The organism is Micromonospora violae, from assembly GCF_004217135.1.
GTDB lineage: Bacteria > Actinomycetota > Actinomycetes > Mycobacteriales > Micromonosporaceae > Micromonospora > Micromonospora violae.
Genome location: NZ_SHKK01000001.1, coordinates 6,086,020 through 6,110,354, shown reverse-complemented (window position 1 = coordinate 6,110,354; position 24,335 = coordinate 6,086,020). Strand labels below are relative to the sequence as shown.

Sequence of the window (24,335 nt, the reverse complement as noted above, 5' to 3'; positions counted from 1 at the left end):
GCTCAGATCATCGTCTGGGACTTGGCCTCCATGTCGGCGGCCGCCTCCTCCTTGGACTCGCGGGTCAACGGCTTGCCACCCGGGGCCGGGGCCTCGCCGCCGAGCGGATCGGCACCACCGGTGGCACCCTTCGGGCCGGCACCGCGCAGCTGCGTGTTCGGCAGCGTCAGGGTGACCACCACCGCCACGATCGCGATCACACCGGCGGTCAGGAAGACCATGTCCAGCGCGTCGACGAAGGCGCCCTGGATGGCCGCGCGTACCGGCCCCGGCAGGGCCATGATGGTGGCCGGGTCGTTGATCGAGATGTTGGCGCCGCCACTCGCCGCCACGGCCGCCTGCTCCTGCGGCGGAAGCTGCGCGATCGCGCCGGGCAACCGGTCGGCGAGCCCACCGGTCAGCCGGGACGAGAGCACCGTGCCCAGGATCGCCACCCCGAACGAACCACCCAGCGACCGGAAGAAGGTCGCCGAGGACGTGCCGGCGCCCAGGTCGCGTACGGAGACCGCGTTCTGCACCGCCAGGATCAGCGACTGCATACACAGGCCCAGCCCGATGCCGATCACCACCATGAAGCCGAAGGCGACCCAGAGCGAGGTGGCCACCTCCAACTGGGTGAAGAGGAACATACCGATCAGGAGGGTCACCGAGCCGGCGACCGGGAACCACTTGTAACGGCCGATCCGGGTCATTGCGCGGCCGGTCAGGATCGACGTGATGATGATGCCGGCCATCATCGGCAGCATCAGGAGACCGCTGCGGGTCGGCGAGGCGCCCTTCACGATCTGCAGGTACAGCGGGATGAAGATGATCGAACCGAACATCACCAGACCGATGATGAGCAGGGCCGAGTTGGCCAGCGCGAAGGTGGCGCTCCGGAACAGCCGCAGCGGCAGGATCGGCTCGGCCACCCGGGCCTCCTGGAGGACGAAGAGCACCCCCAGCACCGCACCGACCACGAAGAGCGTGATGATCACGCCGGAGCCCCAGGGGTACTCGTTGCCACCCCAGCTCAGCGCGAGCAGCAGGGAACTCACCCCGGCGACCAGCAGGCCCGCGCCGAGCCAGTCGATCGAGTGGTCCCGCCGCTCGAACGGGATCAGCCGCATCACGTGGTAACAGACCACGATGGCCAGGACCGCCAGCGGCACGTTGATATAGAAGATCCACCGCCAGTCGGTCTCCGCGAAGTAACCACCGACCAGCGGCCCGGCCACCGACGAGATCCCGAAGACCGCGCCGAACAGACCCTGGTAGCGACCACGCTCCCGGGGTGACACCACGTCCGAGATGATGGTGAACGCGAGCGTCAGCAGACCACCGGCGCCGAGACCCTGGATACCCCGGGTGACGATCAACTGGGTCATGTTCTGCGACAGCCCGGCCAGCAACGACCCGACCAGGAACGTGCCGATCGAGAAGAGGAAGACCGGCCGGCGTCCGTACAGGTCGGCCATTTTGCCGTAGAGCGGCGTTGACGCGGTCGAGGCGAGCAGGTACGCGGTCACCACCCAGGAGTAGTGGTTGATTCCGCCCAGCTCGCCCACGATGGTCGGCAGCGCCGTACCGACGATCGTCTGGTCGAGCGCGGCCAGCAGCATGCCGGTCATCAGGCCGAGCATGAGCAGCCGGATCTGCTGACGATTCAGCACTGGCGCGTCGGAGGCTTCGGTGGTCATGTGCCCTTCTATCCCGACAGCCAGAGAACATGCGCCCAACCCCCAAAAAACCCCACCCCCGCAAACCCCCGCCCGGCCCCGACCCGTTGCGGTTGATCAAGAGGTTTGCGTCATGTGCACGGCGATTCTTGACGCAAACCTCTTGATCAACTCGGGTTTAAGGGGTGGTGAAGGTTTTGAGGATTGTTGCGCAGAAGGTGGGGAGGTCATCGGGTTTGCGGCTGCTGGTCAGGTTGCCGTCCGTCACGCACTCCTCGTCCACCCAGGTGGCCCCGGCGTTGGTCAGGTCGGTACGCAGCGTGGGCCAGGAGGTGATGCGCCGGCCGCGCACCACGTCGGCCTCGATGAGCGTCCACGGGCCGTGACAGATCACCCCGACCGGTTTGCCGGCGTCGAAGAACGCCTTCACGAACCGCACCGCGTCCGGGTCGCCCCGCAGGAAGTCCGGGTTCGCCACCCCTCCGGGCAGCACCAACGCGTCGTAGCCGGCGGCGTCCGCCTTGTCGACTGTCACGTCCACGTCGTACGTCCTGGAGTGGTCCAGGTGGTTGAAAGCCTGGATGGAACCGGGCTTCAGCGAGACCAGCTCGGCCGTCGCGCCGGCGTTCTCGACCGCCTCACGCGGTTGGACGTACTCGACCTCCTCGACGCCGTCGGCGGCCAGGAAGGCGATCCGCTTGCCCTGCAATGTCGCTGCCATCTCGGTACATCTCCTTTCCGGGGGTCACCTCAGTTCCGTTCCCGCCCTCGAACGCCCGAAACAGGTCGAGACAGGCCGGGACAGGACGAGGCACGTCGGCCAGGTTCGCGTCGAAGGCAGCGTGACCAGCAGCATCACCACCGGCGGGGCCGGTCGGTGCGCAGGTTTGTCCGCCAGGCCGCTGGGGACCCGGGGAGGCATGGCAGGAGCAGCAGCGGAACAGCGCCGGCTCGCCACCGTCGTGGAGAGCTGGCTCGGACGCCCAGTCCTGATCGTCGGTGACGCCATGTTGGACGAATGGCGGTTCGCCGACTCCGACCGGCTCTGCCGGGAGGCGCCCGCCCCGGTCCTCACCCTGCGTCGGCGCATCTCAGCCGCCGGTGGGGCCGCGAACACCGCCGTGAACGTCGCCGCCCTCGGTGGACGGGCGGTGCTGGTGGCGCCGGTCGGCGCCGACGTCGCCGGGGACGAACTGCACGACTGCCTGGACCGCGCGGGCGTCTGGGACCGCACGGTCAACCAGCCCGGTCGGCCCACCCCGGTGAAGCGGCGGATGTTGGCCGGCAACCAGATCCTGCTGCGGGAGGACTCCGGCGACCCGGAGGACGCCCTGGACCACGACGGGGTGGTCCGGCTGCTCACCGCACTGAGCTGCGCGACCGAGGAGCTGCGCGCCGCCGCCGGCGGGGAGGCACCGACTCTGGTGGTCTGCGACTACGGCCTGGGCGCGCTGCCCGCGCCGGTCCGCGCGTGGTTGGTCGAGAACCGCCAGCGGTACGCCACTGTCGCGTTGGACGCCCACGACCTGGCCGACTGGCGGGGCCTCGCGCCGACCGTGGTCACCCCCAGCTTCGCCGAGGCGACCCGACTGTTGGCCCGCGCGGGCGGTACGACCCGACCGACCGGTGGGACCGAACTGCACCTGGAACACCCGGACGGCGACGTGGCCGACGGGCCCTCCGAGATGACAGTGGGCGCGGCCCCGGGCGCGGTACGCGCCGACGACGTCACCTCGGGGCCGGTCGGTGAGCCCACCCCGGGCGAGGGCCGGGTGGCGCTCACCGGCGACGGGCTCAGCGTCACCGGCACCGGCGTCACCGTGAACACCCGGGCCGGAGAGGGCGTCGACCGGGCCGTCCTGGCCGAGTCGCGCCTGGCCGAACTGCGTGCGCACACCGGTGCCGACGTGGTCGCGGTGACCCTGGACACCGAGGGCGCGGTGGTCGGTGGGGCCGACGGGGAGCCACGACGCAGCCACAGCACCCCGGTGCCGGCGAGCCACGCCGTGGGTGCCGGCGACGCGTACCTGGCGGCGATGACGTTGGCCCTGGCCGCGGACGCGCCCCTGCCCACCGCCGCCCAGCTCGCCCAACTGGCGGCCACCATCACCGTCTCGGACACCGGCACCTGCGTGTGTCGACGGGACGACCTGCTCGCCGCGCTGGGCCAGCCGGCCGACACCACCAGCCACCCGGCGATGGTCGACGGCGACGAGTTGGACGCGATCGTCGCCGAGTACCGCGAGGCGGGACGGTCGGTGGTCTTCACCAACGGATGCTTCGACGTGCTGCATCGCGGGCACGTGCGGTACCTGGAGCAGGCCCGCGCGTTGGGTGACCTGCTCATCGTCGCGGTCAACTCGGACGGCAGCGTACGACGGTTGAAGGGCCCGGACCGGCCGGTCAACCCGGTCGAGGACCGGGGTGCCCTGCTCGCCGCGCTCGCCTGCGTGGACCACGTGGTGGTCTTCGAGGAGGACTCACCTGCCGCGCTGATCGAGGCGGTCCGACCGGACGTGTACGTCAAGGGCGGCGACTACCCGCCGGAGCTGGTGCCGGAGGCGCCGCTGGTGCGCCGGCTGGGTGGTCAGGTGCGCACCCTGGGGTACGTGCCGGACCGGTCCACCTCGGCGATCATCGAGCGGATCCGGTCGCACAGCCAGGACCCGTCCGGGCACCCCACGGAACCTTCGGCGTACGCCGATGATCGGCAACCCGAGCCGGCGCCGCGCACCCGCACCCAGGCGTCGTGAACCGCCCTCTCGACCTCGGCACCCCGGCGGAGTTCCGCGCCGACCGGCTGGTCGACGTGCTGATTCCGACCCGGAACCGGCCCGCCGAGCTGGCGGTCACCCTGGGCGGGCTCGCCGCCCAGGACGGAGTGCCCGGCTTCGGGGTGGTCGTCAGTGACCAGTCCGATGGGGATCCGGCGTACACGCATCCCGCCGCTGCCACCATGGTCCGGGCGCTCCGCCACCGGGGTCACCCGGTGCTGCTGACCCGTCGGCTGCCCCGCCGGGGGTTGGCCGAACATCGGGCGTACCTGCTCGCCGCCTCGGCCGCCCGGTACGTCCTCACTCTCGACGACGACATCTGGCTGGAACCGGGGGCGCTGCACCGACTGGTCACCGCGATCGGTGAGCTGGGCTGTGGGTTCGTCGGCAACGGCGTACACGGGCTGTCGTACGCCGACGACGTACGCCCGGAATCGCACGGCCACTACGAGGAGTGGGCCGGCCCGCCCACCCCGGAGCGGATCCGACCCGACACTCCCGAGTGGAACCGGGCCCGGATCCACTCGGCCGCGAACCTGCTGCACATCACCGAGCAGGTGGCGTTGGCGCCGGGCGAGTGGCGGGCGTACAAGGTCTCCTGGATCGGCGGGTGCGTGCTCTACGACCGGGCCAAGCTCGTCGACGCCGGTGGTTTCGACTTCTGGCGTCGGGTGCAGGAGAAGCACCAGGGCGAGGACGTGGCCGCTCAGCTCGCCGTGCTGTCCCGCTACGGCGGCGCGGGCATCCTGCCCAGCGGCGCGTACCACCTGGAGTCCCCCACCACGGTCACCGACCGGGACGTGGAGGCGTGGGAGGTCGTCCTCGCCGACGAGGACACCCCGCAGCCGGCGTGACCTACGGGGCGAGCAGCTCCCGGGCGGCCTCCAGCACCTCGATCACCGGTACGTCGGTGACGAAGGAATCCCGGTGCGGGCACTCGCCGTCGCCCGGCCGGTGCGGGTAGATGCCGGGTGTGCAGTCCACCCCGCAGACCGGGCAGTGCACCACCCAGGAGCAGATCGGTCGGTGCCGGCCGCGCAACGGGCTCGCCGTGTTGATCAGGTTGCCGACCCAGAAGATGCCCACGGTGGGCGTGCCCACCGCGGCGGCCAGGTGCAGCGGGCCGGTGTCGTTCGAGACGACCAGCGCGCAGTCGGCGTAACAGCCCACGAGCCCGCCCAGGCTGAGCGTGCCCACCTGCGGGCGTACCGGCACCTGCGCCGCGGCGACAACCCGGTCCACCACCTCCTGCTCGGCGGGCGTACCGGTGACCAGCACCTCGTACCCGTCGTCGTGCAGCGCTCGGGCCACCTCGGCGAAGCGTTCGGCGGGCCAGCGGCGGCGCGTGTCGGAGGCCCCCGGATGCAGCGCCACCCGGCGTCGCTCGGCCGGGCCGAGCACCCGGGCGGCCTCGGCCCGGTCGGCGTCGGTCACCGCCAGCGTCGGCATGATGCTGGTGGCCGACGCCCCCACCAGCGCCACCACCTCCAGGTAGCGGATCACCTCATGCTGGTAGTAGACGTAGCGGAGCCACCGGTCCAACGGCGGCGCGTCGTCGGCGCGCAGACCGACCGTCACCCGGGCACCGAGCCGGCTGATCAGCGGGTTGGAGTTGGCCCCGCCACCGTGGATCTGCACCGCCAGATCGAACTCCATACCGGCGGCAGCGGCCACGAAGTCGTCCATCGACGACTCCGGCTCTCCCGGGTCGGGCGTACGGATGCCGGGTGCCGGCGGCACCACCAGCACCCGGTCCACCGGGCCCGGCCGGTCGCGCCAGAGCTTCGCGTGCCACGGCGCGCCGAGCAACACGATCTCCGCCGAGGGGTACGCGCCGCGCAGCGCGTCCAGCGCCGGCAGGGTGAAGATGAAGTCGCCCAGCGCGTTGGCGCGCAGTACGGCGATCCGCCGCACGTCGGGAAGGCGCTCGGCGGTCGGGCCGAGCACGGACGGGGTGACCACCCGGCCCGCTACGGCCGGTCGATCTCGCCGGCGGTGTCCGGGCGGTGCAGCTCCCGGTCCGCAGCGGGATCGCCGGGCATCGGCGTACCCGTGGAGAGGTCGCTGGAGCGCGGCCCGGTGCGGCCCGCGGGAACGGTGCTCGCCGTCGGCCGTAGTGAGCTGGGCGCGTCCAGGTCGGCGTCCGGGTCGACGCCCACCCCGAGCCGGTCGACCAGTTCGCCACCGAGCCAGGCGCTGATGCCGAGGATCGCCACCGCGACCACCTCGATGGCGACCAGTGCCCCGCCGGCGGCGCGGGAATCCGCGTTGAGCCGCACCACCCACACGGCGGCGAAGAGCAGGACCACCGCGACGTTGGCGCCCGCGTGCAGCAGACCCACCCGTTTGGCGCGGGTGCCGGTCGGGATCGCCAGCAGGTCGAACGAGCCGGCCGCCGCGGCGAGCAGGCCGCCGATCAGGCCGACGGTGATGTTCCAGTACGCGACCTCGCCGAGGAAGTCGGGACCACCCACGGTGTCGATCACATCGAACAGCACCGCCGTGGCCAGCAGCGCGACCGGGAACATGACCAGCATCGGATGGACTGGGTGCCCCAGCACCTTGAGTCGGCTCTCCATCTCCCGGCCTCCACTGGTCGGCTGCGCTGCGCGACGGTCTCGTACGGCGGGCCGTACCCCGGGCGACCCGGCACAAACCTCGCGCTGGTCACGGCGGCCTAGGCTGACCACGGTGGTGCCCGCCACCAGGTCAACGGCTGAGGGAGGCCCGACGTGACGGTGGAGATCACCTCGCACGAGGAGTTGCGCGAGCTGCTTGGGGTGCCGAACGCGCGGGCCGCCAACAAGGAGCGCACCCGCCTGCACGAGCGGGACCGCGAGTGGCTCGGCGCCTCGCCGTTCTGCCTGCTCGCCACGGCCGGGGCCGACGGTAGCTGCGACGTGTCCCCCAAGGGCGACCCGGCCGGGTTCGCCCTGGTGCTGGACGACACGACCATCGCGCTGCCCGAGCGGCCCGGCAACAAGCGGGCCGACGGCTACCGCAACATCCTCGACAACCCCCACGTCGGGCTGCTTTTCATGATCCCCGGGCGCACCGACACGCTGCGGATCAACGGGCGGGCCCGCCTGGTCAGCGACGCACCCTGGTTCGACGACATGGTGGTCAAGGGGCACCGGCCGGTGCTCGCCGTGGTGGTGGAGATCGAGCAGATCTTCTACCACTGCGCGAAGGCGTTCCTGCGGTCCGCGTTGTGGCGGCCGGAGACCTGGCAGCCCGACCTGTTGCCGTCCCGCGCGCGCCTGGTCAAGGAGGTCGAGGCACCGAACGAGAACCTCGAAGACCTGGAACGGCACTACGGCCCCGAGTACGCCGCGAAGATCTACGTCTGAGCCGGGCGTTGGGGTCGTGACAGTGGGCGACTGGCTGGCAGAAACTCGCACCTCCTACGACACCGTCGCGGTCAGCTACGCCCACCTGGTACGCGACCTGCTGGCCGAGTCGCCGTACGAACGGGCCGCGCTGGCGTCGTTCGCGGAGTTGGTGGCGGCCGCCGGCGGCGGGCCGGTCGCGGATGTGGGCTGCGGGACGGGGCGCATCACCGCCCACCTGCGCACCCTCGGCGTCGACGCCTTCGGGATCGACCTCTCGCCCGGGATGATCGACGTGGCCCGCCGTGACCACCCAGGGCTGAGGTTCGAGGTCGGCTCGATGACCGACCTCGATCTGGCCGACGGTTCGGTGGCCGGTGTGGTCGCCTGGTACTCCCTCATCCATGTCCCCGACGACCAGATCGACGCGGTGTTCGCGCACTTCCGGCGGGTGGTGCGCCCAGGCGGCCCCCTGCTGCTCGGCTTCCACGTGGGCGACGAGACGACCCTCAAGACCGAGGGGTACGGCGGCCACCCGATGAACGTCCACGTCCACCGTCGGCAGCCAGCCCAGGTGGCGGCCTGGCTACGCCGGCACGGGTTCACCGTCGACTCGCAGACCACCGTCACCTCGGCGGAGAGCCGCCTCGGCGGCATCATCGTGGGACGACGACAGCCCTGATCCGCCGTCATCAATGGTAGAGTAAACCGCGAACGGCGTTAGCAGTTTTCGAGCCGAGCGGAGGACTGATGACGGACGACCCGCGCCCCGTCTGGGTGCTCGGTGGCGGTGGAGTGGCCGGCATCGCCTGGGAGGTCGGCATCCTCACCGGGCTCGCCGACGAGGGGGTGACCGTGACGCCGCAGGCCATCCTCATCGGCACCAGCGCCGGCGCCGTCGTGGGCGCCCAGGTCACCAGCGGCACTCCACTCGCGGACCTCTTCGAACACCAGCGCGGCGGCGTCGCCCACGAGACCTCACCCGCACTCGGCCTCCTCGACCTGCTCCGGCTCGCGCGGGCACAACTGTTCGCGCGCAGCCCCGAGCAGGCCGCTCGCCGCCTCGGCCGACTCGCCCGCGCCGCCCGCATCGACGACCCGTCCCGGCAGCGCCGCATTGCCGAAGCCCGCCTACCCAACCACGCCTGGCCGGACGACGCGGACCTGCGCATCGTGGTCGTCGACACCGAAACCGGCGTCAGCCGCACCATCACCCGGCACGACGGCGTCCCACTGGTGGACGCCGTCGCCGCGAGCTGCGCCATGCCGCTCTCTGCCACCCCGGTCAGCATCGGCGACCGCCGCTACATGGACGGCGGCATGCGGTCCACCCTCAACCTCGACCTCGCCCCCGGGAACGGCCCGGTCATCGCCCTCGCGCCCAGCACCGCCGCGATCGGACCGTGGGCGCGCATCGACAGACAGCGAGCCGCGCTGGGTGCCGGCCGCCGGGTGGAGCTGCTGCTGCGGGACCAGGCGTCCAAACGCGCCCAGGGAACCAGCGTGATGGACAGATCCGTCGTACCGGCGCTCGTGGCCGCAGCCCGCGAGCAGGGCCGACGCGAGGCGTCCCGGGTGGCCGCCGCACTGTCCACGGCCAGCCATCCATGACCTGCTCGCCAACGACGCGTCAGTCTTCGTGACCGGTGGCGGGGCGCAGGTGTTCCCCCTGCGGGTCGTAGCAAACGAGCCCGTGGTCGGCGGCCAGGCGCGCTGCTGCCGCCGAAACCTCGTCGGCCCGGTGGAAGGGGATCGTGAAGTAGACCATCGGGCCGGACGCCTCATCGATGATTCCGTTCGACAGGGGATAGAGCTGGGCGTCGTGGCCATAGAGGTCGGGCCACCGTTGCGCGACGGCATCGACGTAGGCGCGGATCCGGGGCGTGGGTGGCAGCTCCTCGCACTCGAAGTACTGCTGGTACAGGGCTTCGTACACCCCGCCGGCCGCTTCGTCGTCGGCGGGCATGTCGCCCTCCCACACCGCCAGGTCGTAGCTCATGCGGGGAAGTATGCCGCGTGTCGATGGCTCTCCCCGGCCGCGAGTCGGCAGACCGCCCAGCTCTCCGGCAGAAGGAGACCTAGGCTGACGCCCATGTCGGCGCAGCGTGAAGGCACAGGATCAACAGGCTGAATCCTGCCACTGACCGTCGGCGGGAGGCCTGGGGGACATGGTTGGTCCATTGCCGTTCTTGTCTGCAACCCAAGCGACAACCGGGATGGTCACTGAGGTCATTTTGTTGCGCACTACATAACTTCCCTTGCCAAGCGGCATCAAAGGCTGACCGGCAACGACTAGCCACGTTTGACCATCCAGAATGAAGATCAGGCCCATCTGGCGGCTCTCCGGATCGGGATGTGCCAGGACCAGACTTGTGCATGCTCCCAGGTCATCGAGCGACCACGCGCCGTAGGTGTCGATTGTTGTCTTGTCATCTTTGATCGCCCAGGACAGAGGCTGATCATCGTTCCAGCTGACCAGGGTGACGGAAGCTGCCGCGTCCGACGATCGGTTCTGAATCTGAACTGCGTCGGTCCCGTAGGGATTCAGAGCGTTCCCTTTCCGGACGGTCCAAATCGCTATCTGGTCGGCATTCCGGTGCTGCTCCTGCTCCTCGGCCATCAAGAAGGCTGCGCGCGCGTAAAACAAACTCAATACAGCCACGATGGTGGTCACGACAACCATCGTCAGGTTGATGAACCCTTGGTGCCGCATGAAGAAGTTGGGTCCCGAGCTTGCTGCCGTTTGCTCTGCAAGAGTTGCTTCATCGGGCGCAGAGCCCGGGGCGGGCGGCTCTGACCTAGGAGCCCTCTGCTCCGGTGAGCCCGAGGACGTTGCTGCTGAGGTCGCCTCCTCGGCTACCGCCGGTGGTGTCGCCGGCTCGGCTACCGCCGGTGGTGTTGCCGGCTCGGCTACCGCCGGTGGTGTTGCCGGGCCTTGAGGGTCCATAGCCAGAGTGTGGCCGATCGATGCCATGCTTGCCCCGCTGCCGGTCGGCCTCTCGCGGACCAGATGCGGATCGCGGGTCGGGCCGGAGCGTCAGTTATGCCACGACTACCTTGGTCCGGTGATCGAGATCCTGGACAGCCTCGATGTCCTTGCCCAACCCGTCCCTGATCTCCGGATGCTGACCCTCGCTGGGATTCGCTACGGATCGAACGCAGCTGACTCCGTCGACCGAGAGCGGATCGAGCAAGTCACCCTCTCCCCGATCGTTCACAGGCAGAAGAGCAGCGCCGGGGCGGAACGCGAATATTACGGTGCAGACGGCCAGCGACTCACTCTCGACGAGGTAGTCGACAGCGTCATCGACGCTGAGGGCATGCTGCATTTCGCCGGCAACATCAGCTACAAGATCGCGGGTGGAACAGTGGTCGGCTTCGCGTTGTACGGCGCGGAGCGCGGCCCCCTGGCCTACTTCGGTTCGCTGCGGTCGTATGAGGATTTCCTGACCGCGTTCGGGACACCCGACAACGTCGAACGCAATGAGGTCTACGGCGACCTGTTGGGATACCGCACCTACTACTGGGGCTCGAAGAAGCAGGCGTACTGGGACAGCTGGGACGAACGGTTGTCGTCGGTGAATCTGGGCGACCACGACGGGAACCACGGCCCCGGGCCAGCGTCCTGAGCTTCGACCAACAGTCGCGCTGGACCAGGCCTCGCAGTCACTATTTGCGACGGCTACCTACTGCGGCGGATCTCCTCGACGCAGGGCTGACTCCGCACGACCTGCGGCACACAGCGGCGAGTCTGGCGGTGGCGGCGGGCGCCAACGTCAAGGCGATGCAGCGGATGCTGGGGCACGCTTCGGCGTCGAAGATGCTCGACGTGTGCGTCGATGACCTGGGCTTCTGTACCGAGCCGCTTGACGGAATCGAACCGTCGACCTACGCACCTCGACCATCGCGCCTATGGACTTGTCATCAGTTACCAGAACTTGGAGTTGACCTGCAGACATGGCGCAACAAGGTGATCACGACCTGCCGGCGCTGGCCCGCCATGTGCAGCGGTCTTCGGGTAACGGGGGCTGTTTCGGCCAGCGCATCGCCGCTTCGGCCTTGCAGGGCTTCGGCCCCTACCGCACTTCGGGCTGTCGCGGGCGCTGAAGCCGACCCGTCGAGGGGCCGGCTTAAGTAGCGGGTCCACTTGGCGCTGCCGGTCGGGTCGACGATCGCGACGGCGGTCCGGATACCTGTTGCGGCCCAGGTCACCGACGGTCTTGATGTTGAACGCCTTGCCGGTCACCTTGGTGAGGTCGGCGGATACTCCATCAGCTTTCCGTCCTGCCAGCGGGTGCGTGCACTCCTGTTGCCTTCCTGTGCCGCAGGACCAAACCACAAGATCAACAGTCGCCGTGAGGCCGACCGCCACCACCACGAGTGAGACACCGGATATTGGACGAGGAGTCTCTCGATAGTCGACGTCGGCAGACTCACTTACGTCCCTCCCCCGAGGGCAACAAGTTAACTTCTCGCCTGGTCGCCGTTCCCGTCAGGAAGGTCAGCGATATGTCAACGTCAACGTTGGACCGCAACGTCGAGGTGGCCGATCGGGAAATCGACAACCCGACACGATTGTTCGACGACCGAGGGCCCGAAATCGAAAGGCGAGGACTCTGCTGCCGCTGCGGTCACCGGCACGCCCTGGACTGTAATTGCTTCCCATAGTCACGATTCCGGAGCGCCTGGGTCTGTCGCCGAATCGAACCTACGAACTGATTACGGAGCGACCGTGCGGATCAGGATGCGGCAACGAGCACAAGTTCTTGTGGATGGTGACGACCTGCTCGTCTTGATGCGTGGGCGGGCCTTGAAGACCGCCGATTCGGTCGAGACGCGATGGCTGTTGACCCGGGTCTGCGAAGGGGTCGACCCGGTGCAGATCGCCGGGCCCGCGACCGGCGACCGCCCGGCGATCACCGCCGAGGTCGTCCAGTCGACGGTCGCCGACCTCGAGGCGATCGGGGCCCTCGAGCGACTCGACGTCGATCACCAGCAAACGCCGGACGACATCGGGCGCAACGCTCGTACCCTGGAGTTTCTCTCCACACTCGAGGGCGCTGCCGGCTCTCGATTCGACATGCACGCGCGTGTCGCGAGGTCCTCGGTGCTGCTGATCGGCACCGGGGGTCTGGGTAGCTGGATCGCGTACGGCCTTGCCGCCGCGGGCATCGGGCGCCTCGGCCTGTGCGATCCCGACACCGTGGACCTGTCCAACCTCAACCGGTCGATCCTCTTCGACCGCGACTCGGTCGGCACCCTCAAGGTGGAGGCGGCACGGGACCGGCTCTCGCGGTTCTCACCGGATCTGCGGGTCGAAGTGTTCGCCGAAAGAGTCGAGGGACCTGAGGACGTCGCTCGGATCGGCGAGGGCTTCGATCTCATCATCGGTGCCGCGGACCGGCCACACCGCAGGATCCGGCGTTGGGTCGCCGGTGGGAGTCTGCGCTGCGGTGTCCCCTCGCTGCAGGCTGGCGGCGGCCGCATCGGTCCCTTGTATATTCCCGGCGAAACCAGTTGTGCGGGGTGCCTGCAGGCGTCACTCGTGCTTCCCGGCAGCAGGATGGACGTGCTGGCGGAACAGCCGCCCGAGTTTCCCACCCGCTCGCCCGGTTCGCTGGCGCCTTTCCCTGCCGCCGAGTCCGGCATGGTGGTGCTGGAAGCGTACCGATATCTGTCGAAAATGGCGCCGCCTGCGACAGTGAACGGCTACCTGTCCGAGGGACCCAACCTGTTCGACGGAAAACGGGTCGAGCTAAATCCGCATCCCGCATGCTCCGTGTGCGGCACCCAATAGACGGCCGAGCATTGCTCGGCGATACCGCTGGTGCTACCGATTAGGAGGTGAAAAATGGAGAACGCGATCATCGTCGCTGAGGAATTCGAGGTCCTCGCCGAGTGGGAGTACGCCTGATCCTCAACCGCCGCGTAACCACCTTATGAAGGGAGGTGAAATAATGGAGAACACGACGATTGTCGCGGAGGAGTTCGAGGTCCTCGCCGAGTGGGAGTACGCCTGATCCCACTGTCGATGGCGGGGGGATATCACGAAAGTGCGTGATATCCCCCCGCCGCTTCCCGGTCTTCAGATTGGACGCGAGCGGCGAGATGAAAGCGCTAGTCAAGAACGTCACCGAAGAAGTGACCGCAGCCGCCATCGTCAAACAAGCGGTCAGCGTGCCCAGCGGTCCCATCTACCGCCTCGTCACCCGTGGTGGCGGGTCGGAGATCGAACGATCAGGCAGTGATAGCCGCTTCCTGGTGCCCGACTCGTGGGCATCCGCACTCCGGCTGGACGGTGTCCTGGCCGACGGCGGGCTGGTCATCTCGGTGCCGACGGAGCAAGGCCGCCGGTCGTACGCGATCGACGAACTGGCTCAGGTCCGCGAGCTCGCCGCCTTGGAGCAAACCGACGCGGTGACGGCGGCCGGCAACCGTCTGGTGATCTTCGGGAGGGCTGGCCTGAAGGTCAGGAACACGGAGACCACGGAAGTGACGTATGGCACCAGCGTACGAGTTGCCGAAGCGTCGTCGAATCGAGCGGGCGACACGATCGCGTTCGTCACCCGTCCGTCGCCCTATCAGGACGCCCTGCTGTGGCGGACCGGCACACCGGCTGTGCCCCTCGTCACAGGCGGCCCGTCGGTGCGACCGGCCAAGGTCGCGAGCTGCGGCGACGGCTGCCACGTCAGTGTGCTCGTCCGGTTCCCGCGGGATCGCCAGATACTTGTCTTCGAGACGTCGCGTCTGGAGCAGATCGTTGTCGTGGAGCATGCGAGCAACATCTTCGCCTGGACCGAACGATGCAACTTGCTCCACCTCGACGACCACTGGCCGTACGCCCGTCTTCATCGCACCGACCCCGGCGGTGAAACCCTGTCGGCCGGCTACGTGCGTGGTGCGACCACCCGGCTTCTCCCTTCTGCGGACGGCACACACGTACACGCGAGCTCGGTGGACCACCCGCCCTCGGTGCTGCCGCTCGCCGAGGTTCTGGTCGAGGACGACGGTTCACTTCCCGCCGCCGGCACCGAGGTGCGCACCAGAAACGGCACGCTGCGGATCCTGCGCCGCCGGCACCGGCGCGGCCGCAGTGACCGGGACGTCTTTCTTCTGCACGGCGGCCCGTACGGCCTCTGGACCCCGTGCTGGGATCCGATCGTCGACCTGCTGGGCCGGCTCTCTCTCGAGGTTCATCAACTCGAGGCGCCGTACACCGCGGCGCTCCAGGGACGCCACGCACAGTTCAACTCCGGCGACTTCGGCGCGGTGGATGCGGAGAGTGTGGCCGAGGCCATCACCAAGGTCAGCGCCGGATCGCGGCTCGCGCCGCTGATCCTCGGACACAGTTACGGCGGTTACCTCGGCGCACGAGCCGCCCAACTGATCCCCGGCAGGGTCGGCGGGCTCTTCCTGATGAGTTCGATCTGGCAGGCGAACGATCTGGCGCGCCTTCGCGACGACGACCGCGAGAACCGCAGTCCGCTCTCTGCCTTCCTCGCCCACGCCTTCCCGCGTGGCTCCGCGATCCCGGCGACAGACCTTCCGCGTCATGTCCCCGTCCATGTCGTCCACGGATCTCGGGACCCCATCGTGCCCGTGGAATTCGCGGTCGCCGCGACGAGCGCCATCCCGAACGCCACGCTGACCATCCTGCCCGGCGAGGGACACATTCCGCAGCGACCGGCAGCTGTGTCCAGCACGCTGCACGACATCGCAAACTGGGTGGAGAGGACCAACAACCTTGTCTGGAGCCATTGAGCTACCTGCCCGCTACCGTCCCGATCAGGGACGAGAATCGCTGGCGGAGCGACTGCGAGCTCTGACGGTGGCCGACGTGCCCTCGACCTGTCCGGTGTACATCGGACTGGCCGCACCGGGATCGCGGTCGCCGAACCATGCGGTGGTCACCCGGACTATCGGCCGTCATCTGGTCGAGGGCGACGCCGCCCGCCTTCCCTGGTTCAACACGAGTCCCCCGCCGGTGCTGCGGATTCTCACGGCGGCGAGCTGGGGACGGGCGGATGCGATGGTTCTGCGCCCGGACGACCTGCCGTCCGATCTGATGAGTGACAGCTGGCGCGGACTGGTGACCATGCTCGCCGGCGGTCACCGCCGCTCGGACGCCGAAACGTCGGTCCTGGCCGATCTGCTGGTTCGGCTTGGTTTCGTCCGCTCGGCCGCCCGCCTCCTCGGGATCGCCGACGGCCAGCCGCTGAGTGACTTCGAGTTCAGCTCCTCGACGGCTCGGGCCGAACTCGGCGTGCTGTCCAGATTGCTGCCCCGCTCCGTCGATCTCGTTGCCTTGGCTGCGGCGGCCAGCCGGCACGTACGCTTCGCACCGAGGCAGCGGCTCGCATTCGTCAACTTCGTGATGGTGCGGCACGGCAAGGCCGGGGCCGACTCTCCGCTCCTCGACGAGCTGTTTGCAGTCGGCCGGGAAACGCTGGAGGTGATGTCCTGCAACGATTTCGACTACTGGATGGCCCGGCACACTCTCTACCGCGCGGCCGCGTACATCCCGTTCCTGCGCGACGAGAGGGAACGCACACTCGAACTTCTCGCGCAGGCGAGGGAGGCCGTGCTGGCCGCGCGGCCGCGTACGCACCTGGAACGGCTGTCGCTCGAAGACCACGTCTTCCCCATGTACGAGACGCTTGCGCGGACGAACGTCGTGTACGGCCGGCTCAACCAAGCCCTCGAGGCCACCGACGAGCTCGTCGCAATTTCACCGTGGGATTACCGGACGTGGTTCGCGAAGGGTCAGGTCCTCCTGCGTCTGGGGCACTTCGAGGACGCCATCGCGGCCTATCAACGTGTGTACGCCCTCGGCGGCCATCCGGTGGGCCAGGCCGCGTACTACGTGGGCTTCGCCCATGAAAAACTCGGCCGCACCGCGGAGTCCGTAGAGGCATACCAACTCTCCCACCGGGTCGATCCCACAGTGCCCGCGGTACGGGAAAAGCTCAAGGGAACGAGCGGATGACCAGAGCTGCCGAGTCGCAACGTCGTGACGAATCGACGTCCTCCGCATTCGTTCGAATCTGGGTGGCCCAGACCCTGTCCAACCTCGGCGACACCATCTTCCTGTCGTCGGTGATCTGGGCCGCGACCGTGCTCTACGGATCCGACTTCGGCACCATCGGCGTCGGGCTGGCGCTGTTCCTGCCGACCGCGTTGCTGCTGCCGTTCGGCGGTGTGCTGGTCGATCGGTACCCACGCCAGCGTCTCCTATTCGGCACCGATGTGATCCGGGCGCTGCTCACCCTGGCCCTCGGCGTGGTCTTGTCCTACGTGGAGCCCGCGGCGGCGATCCTGTTATTCACCGTGGCCGCCGTCCGAGTCGCCGGGGTCCTCTTCATGCCGGCGATGCATGCGCTTCTCGGGGAGGTCGCCCGCTCGGACGCCATGCTCCTCAAGCTGGACTCGTGGATGCTGGCCTCGCGGATGCTGGCCGGCATCGTCGGGCCACTGATCAGTGGCGTGGTCATCACGTCCGGCCTCGGCATGGCTCTGATCATCAACGGTGCGACGTTCGTGGTGTCCTGCATCGCCCTCTATCTGAGCCGTGATCTGCTCTCCCGGCCGAAGCCTCCGGCGCGGCGGTCGGCCGGCGTCCTGGCTGCGGCTAAGGAAGGAGCCGCGACAGCGCTGCACGATCCGATCTTCCGCCGGCTCGCCCCCACCCTGCCGGTGATCGACCTGGTCGGCTCGGGTCTGACCCTGCTGCTGCCCACCCTGCTGATGTCCCGCTCCGAGTCGCACGCGTCCTCGTACGGACTGCTCATCTCGGCGTGGGCCGTCGGCCGCTTCGGTGGGCTCCTGCTGTTCCGAATCCGTCTGCTCAGTGAACGCAGGGGCTTCCTGCTGGCCACGAACTGCGTCCTTCAGGGCGTCGTGGTCTGTGCTATCTCGCTGACCCCGGGCCTGATCCTGTCGGCGGCCCTGTTCGTTCTCCTCGGGCTTCCGTCCGGGGGCGCTTCGGTGTGCGTCAACGCCTACATCCAGACCGAGATCCCCAACGAGCTTCGCGGACGGGTCTTCAGTCTGCTCCAGTCGCTCGTCGCCGTGGCGATGCCGCTGGGTCCCCTGGTCGGCGGCGCGCTCGCGGCTTGGGGGCGCCCCTCCACCGCGGTCTTTCTCCTGGGCGGGCTGCTCACCGCCGTCGGGATCCCGGCCCTGCTCAGTCCTCGGGTATGGAACTGGAAGGCACCCGCCAGGGCAGCGTAGCTCGTCGAATTCAGCGAAGGGATCGACATGGCGCACCAAGGGATGGTCAGTGCCGAGGAACTAAGATCCGCGATGCGCACGTTCCCGACGGGCGTGGTCGCGCTCACGAGCGTCCGCGAGGGGAGGCCGGTCGGGGCGACGCTCGGCTCGTTCTTCTCGATTTCCCTCCGTCCTGCCCTCGTCGGGTTTTCCATCTCCCGGGATTCGGCCACCTGGCGATCGATCGGCCGGAGCGGACGGCTCGGCATCGATGTGCTGGCATTCGACCAGGAGTCGGTCGGCCTCGCCCTGGCCGCATCCGGAGACGACAAGTTCGAAGGCATCTCGTGGCGCTGGTCGGACAATGGCCTGCCGATCATCGACGGCTGTAACGCCCACTTCGAATGCCGGGTGGAGAACTGTCACCGCGCCGGCGACCATTTCATCGTCGTCGCGCGCGTCGAGGAGGTGCGGCGGCTACGTGACGTCCCGCCGTTGGTGCATTGTGATCGCAATTTCCACCAGTTGGCTGTCGTCTCGGCTCACTACGCGGGGTCCTGACGTTCGGGTACCTCTATGCCAACCGAGCCACCAGGTCTTCGACGTCACCCTCCACAAGCTGTGCGGTACGCGTGCGGACGAAGCCGAGTTCCTCGTTGATGCGGTTCATGTGGACGTTGCTGGGTGCCGTACTCGTCAGAATGCAGTCGAGGCCGGGAACGGGGTCAGCGGCCAGCCAGCGGAGCATCTCGCTCTTCATGAAGACGCCGAGCCGGTGCCCCCGGTGGGGGGCGGAGACCGCGGTGTCCTGTTGAAGGCCGATCGCCGGCCGCTCCGGGCGGAACTGCAACTCGGTCAGTCCGACGATTTCGCCGGTGTCCTCGTGAACGGCCGCAACCACACGCTGCTGCACGTTCCGTGCCACCAGATCGGCTTCGGCCGCTCGGACCCGCTCCACCGTCCAGGTCGGCAGATGGTATGACACGCTGCCGAACGGAGCGCCGTGGATCGCGGTCTTGGCGTGGGCGAAATTGGTGATCAGCTCGTCCGGCGCCGGGCTGATCCACCGGACCTGCCGATACCCGGCCGGCGCCGGACACCGCCAGCGAGTGGCGTCGGCGGTCGCGAAGCTCAGTTGCTGGATAAGCATCGTGGACGTCACCTTGAGCCCGAGACGCGCCGCGAGGGCGGCTCCCGGCGTGCCTTTGGTCAGCCAAGCACTTACTGACTCGCGGCCCGCGGCGTGCACGGCGTCCGCGACGACGCGCAGCAACGCCGTGCCGGCGCCTTCGCGCCAGCGTGTGGGATCGACCCGAACCTCCACCTGCGCATGGTGGCTGTTCTCGTGACCGGGCAGGGCCGCACGCGCCACACCGACCAGGCCACCGTCATCGCTGACGCTCCACAACAGGATGCGCCGGGCCGGCGTGGAGACAGCCTGGAGCCACTCGTCGGAGCCTTCCCGGGTCGGCGGCGGCTCGGTCGGCCGCTCGGCGGCCAGCGCCGCCGCCGCCAGCCGGTGGTGCGCGGCGAGGACCGCGTCATCCAGGTCGGTGGGGTCAATCGGCTGTACGTGCCAGAACATCTCCGCTCTCCTTCAGTAAGGGGACTTGCGGCTGACCGGCGGGGCGAGGGCCGGCGGAGGAAGACGCGGCGCTGAGGATCACCGCAGCGATCATGACGAGGCCGAACACCGGCAGGCCGAGCAGGACAGCGATGACGCCGTGCAGGGCGACACCCAGCGCGATGGCCAGCCGCCGGTAGGCCATCGGCGCCAGCACGAGCACGCCGAGGGACGCCTCCAGCCCCAGCACCGTCCACGTCGCCACGGCGCTGGCCGGGGTGCCCACCAGTGACCGGACCAGACATGCGAGCCCGTCGGACACCCCGAAACTCGGATTCAGAAGCGCCGCGGGCAGCGCCGATCCGTCGCGCCATTCGCTCTGCGCAAGCTTGGCCGCCGTCGCCGCCAGGTAGACGATGCTGAGCTGAACCGGCACCGCAAGAAGTGCCGCCGCTGCCGCTCCCGTCCAATGCGGCGCCAGGCGGGGCGGACCCCAGTGCCATCGCCGCCGATCGCCGAGGGCGAGCAGCACCAGCAGCATGGCCATGATCTGGGCGACGTAATCCGCACCGCTCGGCGCCGGCAGGGCCATCGCGAGGCTCGCGGTGATGTACCACTGAGGCAGACACAGCCATGACGGGCGCCACCCACTCACACAGACCGCCAGCACAACGAGCGCAAGCCAGCGAAGCACGGCCTGACTCTGCGGCGAGTCCCCGACGAGACACCACAGGCCCGCGCCGGCGACGCCGTCGCACCGCATGCCCGATGGATCGGCCGGAGTCGGTGCGAACAGAATCCCCGGAGGGTTGAACCCGAGCACGCTGAGGGTGGCGGCTGCCAGCAGGCTTCTCGGCAGACCGTAGCCGCCCAGGACCCGCAGCCGGGACGGCTGGGCGAGGGCTACCGACGCGAACATGTCAATGCGACATACGTCAGGCGCTCCGTCCGCACCACGTCAGCGGACCGATCGGATCGCCGGCTCTCGATCGTCAACAGCACGCTGCCGCAGAGAGTAGGCTCTGCAGCCGGGTTGACGAGCGTGACGGCCGGCTCGGGCGACGCGGGGAGGCAGGCCGCCAACCGCCCGCTCCGACAACTCCACCATCGGTCCACCGGAATCTCCGCAGACACCCGGGCAAGCTCGGCGAGTTGAGCGTGGGTGGTCCGGCGAAACCCTCCCACGCTGGCCCGGCTGGCCTGACGTACGGCGAGCGGCTCGGGCAAGCCACCCCGAACACCAGACCAGCGGTACGCCGACACCTGCGAACCACCCGCCACGTCGCTGTAGAAAGACCAGGTCTGTGGCCAAACCTGCCTCATCGTGGATCGGTAGAACGCAAGGTACCGGCCGGCGGGAAGCCATTGCGCCAGAACAGCGAGCGCCAGCAGCGACATCAGCAGCATGCGCCAGAACGAGAAGGACTGCCCTTGCAGGCCGAGGCCAGCCTGCTCTTCCCTATCCGACACGCTCACTCGCCTTCGATCAGCAGGCTGCGCAGTCCAGGTACGAGGGGCTCGGTGCCGACTTCGGCTTCTGCTGCTCGGCGGTGACCGACCTCCCCGTCGAAGCCGCGTTATCGCGATGGGCGGCCGCGCCACCGATGCCCACGGTCACCGTCAGGATCAGGGCCACCACGAGGCCGTACAGCGAGGACTTCTTCATCCCGGTACCCATTCATCGATCGTAGGAACGGAGCAAACACCCAGCGGACGACGACCGCTGTGCGGGCGTAATTGTTTCGGGGGCCGCTACTCGGTTACTACTCGCCCAGGTGGCGATCCGTTGCCTCCCGGGACGCGTGCCGGCATCTGTCGCACTCGACCGCACGGACGTCGGCAGCTTCGAGATGCCGCTTCGGCCCGGCTGCGTCGACGAATCCGTCGGGGCAGCGTTCCACGGCCCTTTGCCAGTGCTGCCGAGCGGCGTCGAGATCGCCCGCCCGGGCCCGCTCATGAGCGAGTCCTTCCTGCGCACGGGCGGTATAGCGGGTGAAACCGTATTCGTCGGCACGGCTCGACGCGCGATTGAAGACCTCGACCGACTCTGCGGGGCGATCCAGCTCCAACAGCGCCTCGCCGATACATGTCAGCGCCACGCACTCGATCTCCCGGAGCCGGAACTGCTGGGCGATCTCCAGCGCACCGCGGCCGAATTCGAGCGCCGGCTCCGCCTGCCACATCGCGCGGGAAACTGAGGACAGGCCCAGCAGGGCGATACCGATGCGCCGGTAGGAACGGGCCGCCGTAGCCTGCTCCAGAACCCAGGCGAACCGCTCGTACGCCGCCCGGTCAGAACCCTGCTGGCTCAGCACCATCGCTCGGTTCACATTCATCCAGAGCATGGCCTCGACCGGCAGCTCGGGCAACGCGGCCTCGGCAGCATCGAGGTGTCTCATCGCATCGTCGTAGGCGCCCAGCTCGCGGGAGACCACGCTGAGATTGTTGTTGAGCAGATGCACCGCGAACGGGTCGCCAGCCTCGGCGGCCAGATGCAGGCCGGCCTGGAAACTGCTTCGAGCCTGCTGTGGCTGACCGCTGTTGAGCTGCGCCGAACCCAGATCCGCGTACTGGTACGCCTGCCAGCCCGCGTTCCCCAGCTCCGCGGCGGCCTCGATGGCCTGTGTGAAGACAGTCGCCGCGAGGCCGCTCTCCCGACGCTCACGGGTAGCCAGCGCCAAGGCGTACAGCGCCAGGCATTCACCGTCGCGGTCGCCGGCGATCCTGGCTGACGTCACCGCCGACCGGATCACCTCGAGAGAGTCCCCCTCGAAATTGCGCAGGGCCAACAGCGGCTGGAGGGAACACGTCAGTTGCCATACCCGCCGGTGCATCCCCTCCCTGAGCGCCAACCGGATCGCCGCCACAAAGTTGACGCGCTCCCCTTCCAGCGCCTCGCGGACCGTGACGCCCGGTGGGCGCTCCGGCAGCGTCTCCCGTACCTCTTGTTCGGCCTCGAAGGCGAAGGGACGGATGGCCAGCGGTCCGCACCACGCGCGGGCGAGAGACAGGTAGTAATCGACGACGCGCTCGGCGGCGCGGCGGCCGTCAGTCGATGCGCCGTACTGCTCGTGAAGCTGTTGGGCCGCATCGCGGATCAGGTCGTGCAGTTGGTAGCGGCCGGCACGCGGTTGCAGCACGACGTTGTCGTCGAACAACGCCTCCAGGCTGGCCTCCGCCTCCGGCACCGATATACCGGCCAGCGCGGCCACGGAGTAGCCGTCGAACTCGGTAGCTGGGTGCTGGCTCAGGAGCCGGAAGATGCGCTGCTGCGTGGTGGTGAGGTGCCGGTACGAAAGGCTCAGGGCGACAACGACGCTCCGATCGCCCGAGGCGAGCAGTCGGGTCCGGGTGTGCTGATGGCGCAGCTGCCGTACCAAATCGTCGATCGACCACGTGGGCCGATGACGAAACCGCGCCGCAGCGATACGTGTGGCCAGCGGGAGCTGTCCGCACAACCGCACGACCTCGGCCACGGCCTCGTCGTCTAGCCGCGACCGGTCCTCGCCGCAGACCTGGCGGAACAGCGCGATACCGTCGTCCAGCGGAAGGGTGTCGACCGAGAGCGGAACCGCGCCCTCCAGCGACACCAGCCGACGGCGGCTGGTGATTACGACGAGTGAGCCGCCGGTACCGGGCAGCAGCGGACGGACCTGAGCAGCGTCAACGGCGTTGTCGAGGACGACCAGCGCCTGCTTGCCCGCCATCAGCGACCGCCATTGCGCCGCTCTTCCAGCCCCATCCGATTCCACCGACTCCACGGACAGGCCGGCGTCACGCAACAGAACACCGAGCGCCTGTTCCGGTGTCAGCGGCTCTTTTCCATTGGTGAATCCGCGAAGGTCGACAAAGAACTGACCATCCGGGAAATCATCCGAAATTTCGTGCGCGAACCGAATCGCCAACGCGGTTTTGCCGACGCCGCCCATGCCGTCGATCGCTGAGATCGCCAGGGTTGAGGTCCCGTTGCTCGCCGCTTTCTGCAGCAACCGGAGTTCTTCCGTCCGGCCGGTGAACTCGTGCGGGGTGTGCGGCAGAAGGCGTGGTGCTCGGGCTGCAACGGGATGCGGTGCAGGTGGCTCGTCGGACGGCTCAGCCGTCTTGTCATACGTACCCCGCAAGATCGCGGCGTGCAGATTACGAAGGTCGGCATTCGGATCCACGCCCAGTTCGTCGGCGAGAATCTGCCGGCCGCGCTCGAACACGGTAAGGGCCTCGGCCGGCCGCCCGGATTGCCACAACGCCCGCATGTAGAGCATGCGCAGCGACTCGCGGAGTGGGTGGGCGGCGACCTGGCTCGCCAGCAACGGCACCGCCTCGGCGGGCTCGCCCGCGTCGAGCTTGAGCTGCGCCAACTCCTCCACAAGGTCGACGAACATTCCTTCTAGGCGTGCCGCGAACTCCGCGCCCTCTGGATAGCCGGGATCCGGTATCGGCCCTCGCCACAGACCGACAGCCCGCCCGTATTCCTCCCTCGCCTCCGCCGCACGGCCTTCCGCCAGCCGCGAACGCCCAGCGGCGATCGCCGCCTGGAATTCGAGAGTGTCTAATCGATCCGACGAGACCTGGAGACGGAGGTAAGAACCGTCGCTGTGCAGTTGGACCTCGCCGTCGCCCGTGCGAACGAACGCCCGCAGGGCGCTTGCCGCATTGTGCAACTGCTGCTGCCAGCTCCGCGGTGGCGCGGTCCACAGGATACTGACGATCTTGTGGCGTGACACTCGCTCGTTCGCATGCATCAGGAGGACCGTCAGGAGGCGAGCCTGCCGAGGCCCGGGTAGCCGGACGGGGACGCCGTCGA

Annotated in this window: 23 protein-coding genes; 12 read left to right on the top strand and 11 right to left on the bottom strand. The window is 68.7% G+C overall.

The window, feature by feature from the left end; translation table 11 throughout:
• Nucleotides 1-2: 2 nt before the first annotated feature.
• Together EV382_RS27610 and EV382_RS27605 are read right to left on the bottom strand one after the other, a co-directional pair.
• Complete coding sequence (locus tag EV382_RS27610) at nt 3-1,679, bottom strand: MDR family MFS transporter (protein ID WP_130406594.1); 1,677 nt, start codon at nt 1,677-1,679, stop codon at nt 3-5.
• A gap of 157 nt (nt 1,680-1,836) precedes the next feature.
• Nucleotides 1,837-2,379 (bottom strand): type 1 glutamine amidotransferase domain-containing protein, encoded by a 543-nt coding sequence (locus tag EV382_RS27605; RefSeq protein ID WP_130406592.1) that lies wholly within the window; start codon nt 2,377-2,379, stop codon nt 1,837-1,839.
• Nucleotides 2,380-2,578: 199 nt separating this feature from the next.
• On the opposite strand from EV382_RS27605, the gene rfaE2 reads away from it, so the two are divergent.
• Nucleotides 2,579-4,411 (top strand): D-glycero-beta-D-manno-heptose 1-phosphate adenylyltransferase, encoded by a 1,833-nt coding sequence (rfaE2, locus tag EV382_RS27600; protein WP_130406590.1) that lies wholly within the window; start codon nt 2,579-2,581, stop codon nt 4,409-4,411.
• Nucleotides 4,408-5,286: a glycosyltransferase family 2 protein gene (locus EV382_RS27595; protein WP_130406588.1), complete on the top strand. Its 879-nt coding sequence runs from the start codon at nt 4,408-4,410 to the stop codon at nt 5,284-5,286. The genes rfaE2 and EV382_RS27595 overlap by 4 nt, the downstream gene beginning before the upstream one ends.
• A gap of 1 nt (nt 5,287) precedes the next feature.
• Here EV382_RS27595 and EV382_RS27590 read toward each other — a convergent pair whose 3' ends face one another.
• Both EV382_RS27590 and EV382_RS27585 read right to left on the bottom strand, forming a co-directional pair.
• A complete protein-coding gene (locus EV382_RS27590) occupies nt 5,288-6,394 on the bottom strand; it encodes a glycosyltransferase family 9 protein (RefSeq protein ID WP_130406586.1) in 1,107 nt (368 codons plus the stop codon).
• Nucleotides 6,395-6,402: 8 nt separating this feature from the next.
• The gene (locus EV382_RS27585; RefSeq protein ID WP_130406584.1) at nt 6,403-7,011 is read right to left on the bottom strand and encodes a DUF2231 domain-containing protein; all 609 of its coding nucleotides are present in this window, start codon (nt 7,009-7,011) and stop codon (nt 6,403-6,405) included.
• A gap of 153 nt (nt 7,012-7,164) precedes the next feature.
• Between EV382_RS27585 and EV382_RS27580 the strand changes: the two genes are divergently transcribed.
• The 3 genes from EV382_RS27580 to EV382_RS27570 all read left to right on the top strand — a co-directional run bounded on the left by EV382_RS27580 (nt 7,165) and on the right by EV382_RS27570 (nt 9,372).
• Nucleotides 7,165-7,782: a pyridoxamine 5'-phosphate oxidase family protein gene (locus EV382_RS27580; RefSeq protein ID WP_130406582.1), complete on the top strand. Its 618-nt coding sequence runs from the start codon at nt 7,165-7,167 to the stop codon at nt 7,780-7,782.
• Between the two features lie 16 nt (nt 7,783-7,798).
• Nucleotides 7,799-8,443, top strand: a complete 645-nt coding sequence (locus EV382_RS27575; protein WP_130406580.1) for a class I SAM-dependent DNA methyltransferase — start codon at nt 7,799-7,801, stop codon at nt 8,441-8,443.
• 68 nt (nt 8,444-8,511) lie between these two features.
• A complete protein-coding gene (locus EV382_RS27570) occupies nt 8,512-9,372 on the top strand; it encodes a patatin-like phospholipase family protein (protein ID WP_130406578.1) in 861 nt (286 codons plus the stop codon).
• Nucleotides 9,373-9,391: 19 nt separating this feature from the next.
• On the opposite strand, the gene EV382_RS27565 is transcribed toward EV382_RS27570, so the two are convergent.
• Both EV382_RS27565 and EV382_RS27560 read right to left on the bottom strand, forming a co-directional pair.
• Complete coding sequence (locus tag EV382_RS27565) at nt 9,392-9,760, bottom strand: hypothetical protein (protein ID WP_130406576.1); 369 nt, start codon at nt 9,758-9,760, stop codon at nt 9,392-9,394.
• Nucleotides 9,761-9,880: 120 nt separating this feature from the next.
• Nucleotides 9,881-10,435, bottom strand: a complete 555-nt coding sequence (locus EV382_RS27560) for a hypothetical protein (protein WP_130406574.1) — start codon at nt 10,433-10,435, stop codon at nt 9,881-9,883.
• A 391-nt stretch (nt 10,436-10,826) separates the two neighbouring features.
• Between EV382_RS27560 and EV382_RS33625 the strand changes: the two genes are divergently transcribed.
• The 7 genes from EV382_RS33625 to EV382_RS27525 all read left to right on the top strand — a co-directional run bounded on the left by EV382_RS33625 (nt 10,827) and on the right by EV382_RS27525 (nt 18,531).
• The gene (locus EV382_RS33625; protein ID WP_130406572.1) at nt 10,827-11,390 is read left to right on the top strand and encodes a hypothetical protein; all 564 of its coding nucleotides are present in this window, start codon (nt 10,827-10,829) and stop codon (nt 11,388-11,390) included.
• Nucleotides 11,391-11,434: 44 nt separating this feature from the next.
• Nucleotides 11,435-11,899 (top strand): tyrosine-type recombinase/integrase, encoded by a 465-nt coding sequence (locus EV382_RS33170; RefSeq protein ID WP_244236832.1) that lies wholly within the window; start codon nt 11,435-11,437, stop codon nt 11,897-11,899.
• Between the two features lie 594 nt (nt 11,900-12,493).
• On the top strand, nt 12,494-13,558 hold the full coding sequence (locus tag EV382_RS27545; protein ID WP_130406570.1) for a HesA/MoeB/ThiF family protein: 1,065 nt from the start codon (nt 12,494-12,496) through the stop codon (nt 13,556-13,558).
• A gap of 293 nt (nt 13,559-13,851) precedes the next feature.
• Nucleotides 13,852-15,522, top strand: coding sequence for an alpha/beta fold hydrolase (locus EV382_RS27540; RefSeq protein ID WP_130406568.1), 1,671 nt, complete (start codon nt 13,852-13,854; stop codon nt 15,520-15,522).
• A 67-nt stretch (nt 15,523-15,589) separates the two neighbouring features.
• Nucleotides 15,590-16,747, top strand: coding sequence for a tetratricopeptide repeat protein (locus tag EV382_RS27535; protein ID WP_130406566.1), 1,158 nt, complete (start codon nt 15,590-15,592; stop codon nt 16,745-16,747).
• Nucleotides 16,744-17,991, top strand: coding sequence for an MFS transporter (locus tag EV382_RS27530; RefSeq protein ID WP_130406564.1), 1,248 nt, complete (start codon nt 16,744-16,746; stop codon nt 17,989-17,991). The genes EV382_RS27535 and EV382_RS27530 overlap by 4 nt, the downstream gene beginning before the upstream one ends.
• Before the next feature lie 72 nt (nt 17,992-18,063).
• Nucleotides 18,064-18,531 (top strand): flavin reductase family protein, encoded by a 468-nt coding sequence (locus tag EV382_RS27525; RefSeq protein WP_165435874.1) that lies wholly within the window; start codon nt 18,064-18,066, stop codon nt 18,529-18,531.
• A 13-nt stretch (nt 18,532-18,544) separates the two neighbouring features.
• Here the strand turns inward: EV382_RS27525 and EV382_RS27520 are convergent, their stop codons facing one another.
• The 5 genes from EV382_RS27520 to EV382_RS27500 form a co-directional block, all read right to left on the bottom strand.
• Nucleotides 18,545-19,555, bottom strand: coding sequence for a GNAT family N-acetyltransferase (locus tag EV382_RS27520; RefSeq protein ID WP_130406560.1), 1,011 nt, complete (start codon nt 19,553-19,555; stop codon nt 18,545-18,547).
• On the bottom strand, nt 19,530-20,453 hold the full coding sequence (locus tag EV382_RS27515) for a sporulation-delaying protein SdpB family protein (RefSeq protein WP_130406558.1): 924 nt from the start codon (nt 20,451-20,453) through the stop codon (nt 19,530-19,532). The genes EV382_RS27520 and EV382_RS27515 overlap by 26 nt, the downstream gene beginning before the upstream one ends.
• Nucleotides 20,438-21,010 (bottom strand): hypothetical protein, encoded by a 573-nt coding sequence (locus EV382_RS27510; RefSeq protein WP_130406556.1) that lies wholly within the window; start codon nt 21,008-21,010, stop codon nt 20,438-20,440. The genes EV382_RS27515 and EV382_RS27510 overlap by 16 nt, the downstream gene beginning before the upstream one ends.
• 10 nt (nt 21,011-21,020) lie before the next feature.
• Nucleotides 21,021-21,212: a hypothetical protein gene (locus EV382_RS27505; protein ID WP_130406554.1), complete on the bottom strand. Its 192-nt coding sequence runs from the start codon at nt 21,210-21,212 to the stop codon at nt 21,021-21,023.
• A gap of 85 nt (nt 21,213-21,297) precedes the next feature.
• On the bottom strand, nt 21,298-24,273 hold the full coding sequence (locus tag EV382_RS27500; RefSeq protein ID WP_165435873.1) for an AfsR/SARP family transcriptional regulator: 2,976 nt from the start codon (nt 24,271-24,273) through the stop codon (nt 21,298-21,300).
• Nucleotides 24,274-24,335: the final 62 nt, after the last annotated feature.

Coding starts and splice junctions, on each gene's coding strand:
- EV382_RS27520 (WP_130406560.1), bottom strand. CDS start 19,555: ATGTTCTGGCACGTACAGCCGATTGACCCCACCGACCTGGATGACGCG.
- EV382_RS27530 (WP_130406564.1), top strand. CDS start 16,744: ATGACCAGAGCTGCCGAGTCGCAACGTCGTGACGAATCGACGTCCTCC.
- EV382_RS27515 (WP_130406558.1), bottom strand. CDS start 20,453: ATGTTCGCGTCGGTAGCCCTCGCCCAGCCGTCCCGGCTGCGGGTCCTG.
- EV382_RS27585 (WP_130406584.1), bottom strand. CDS start 7,011: ATGGAGAGCCGACTCAAGGTGCTGGGGCACCCAGTCCATCCGATGCTG.
- EV382_RS27500 (WP_165435873.1), bottom strand. CDS start 24,273: ATGCATGCGAACGAGCGAGTGTCACGCCACAAGATCGTCAGTATCCTG.
- EV382_RS27565 (WP_130406576.1), bottom strand. CDS start 9,760: ATGAGCTACGACCTGGCGGTGTGGGAGGGCGACATGCCCGCCGACGAC.
- EV382_RS27610 (WP_130406594.1), bottom strand. CDS start 1,679: ATGACCACCGAAGCCTCCGACGCGCCAGTGCTGAATCGTCAGCAGATC.
- EV382_RS27525 (WP_165435874.1), top strand. CDS start 18,064: ATGCGCACGTTCCCGACGGGCGTGGTCGCGCTCACGAGCGTCCGCGAG.
- rfaE2 (WP_130406590.1), top strand. CDS start 2,579: ATGGCAGGAGCAGCAGCGGAACAGCGCCGGCTCGCCACCGTCGTGGAG.
- EV382_RS27505 (WP_130406554.1), bottom strand. CDS start 21,212: ATGGGTACCGGGATGAAGAAGTCCTCGCTGTACGGCCTCGTGGTGGCC.
- EV382_RS27605 (WP_130406592.1), bottom strand. CDS start 2,379: ATGGCAGCGACATTGCAGGGCAAGCGGATCGCCTTCCTGGCCGCCGAC.
- EV382_RS27570 (WP_130406578.1), top strand. CDS start 8,512: ATGACGGACGACCCGCGCCCCGTCTGGGTGCTCGGTGGCGGTGGAGTG.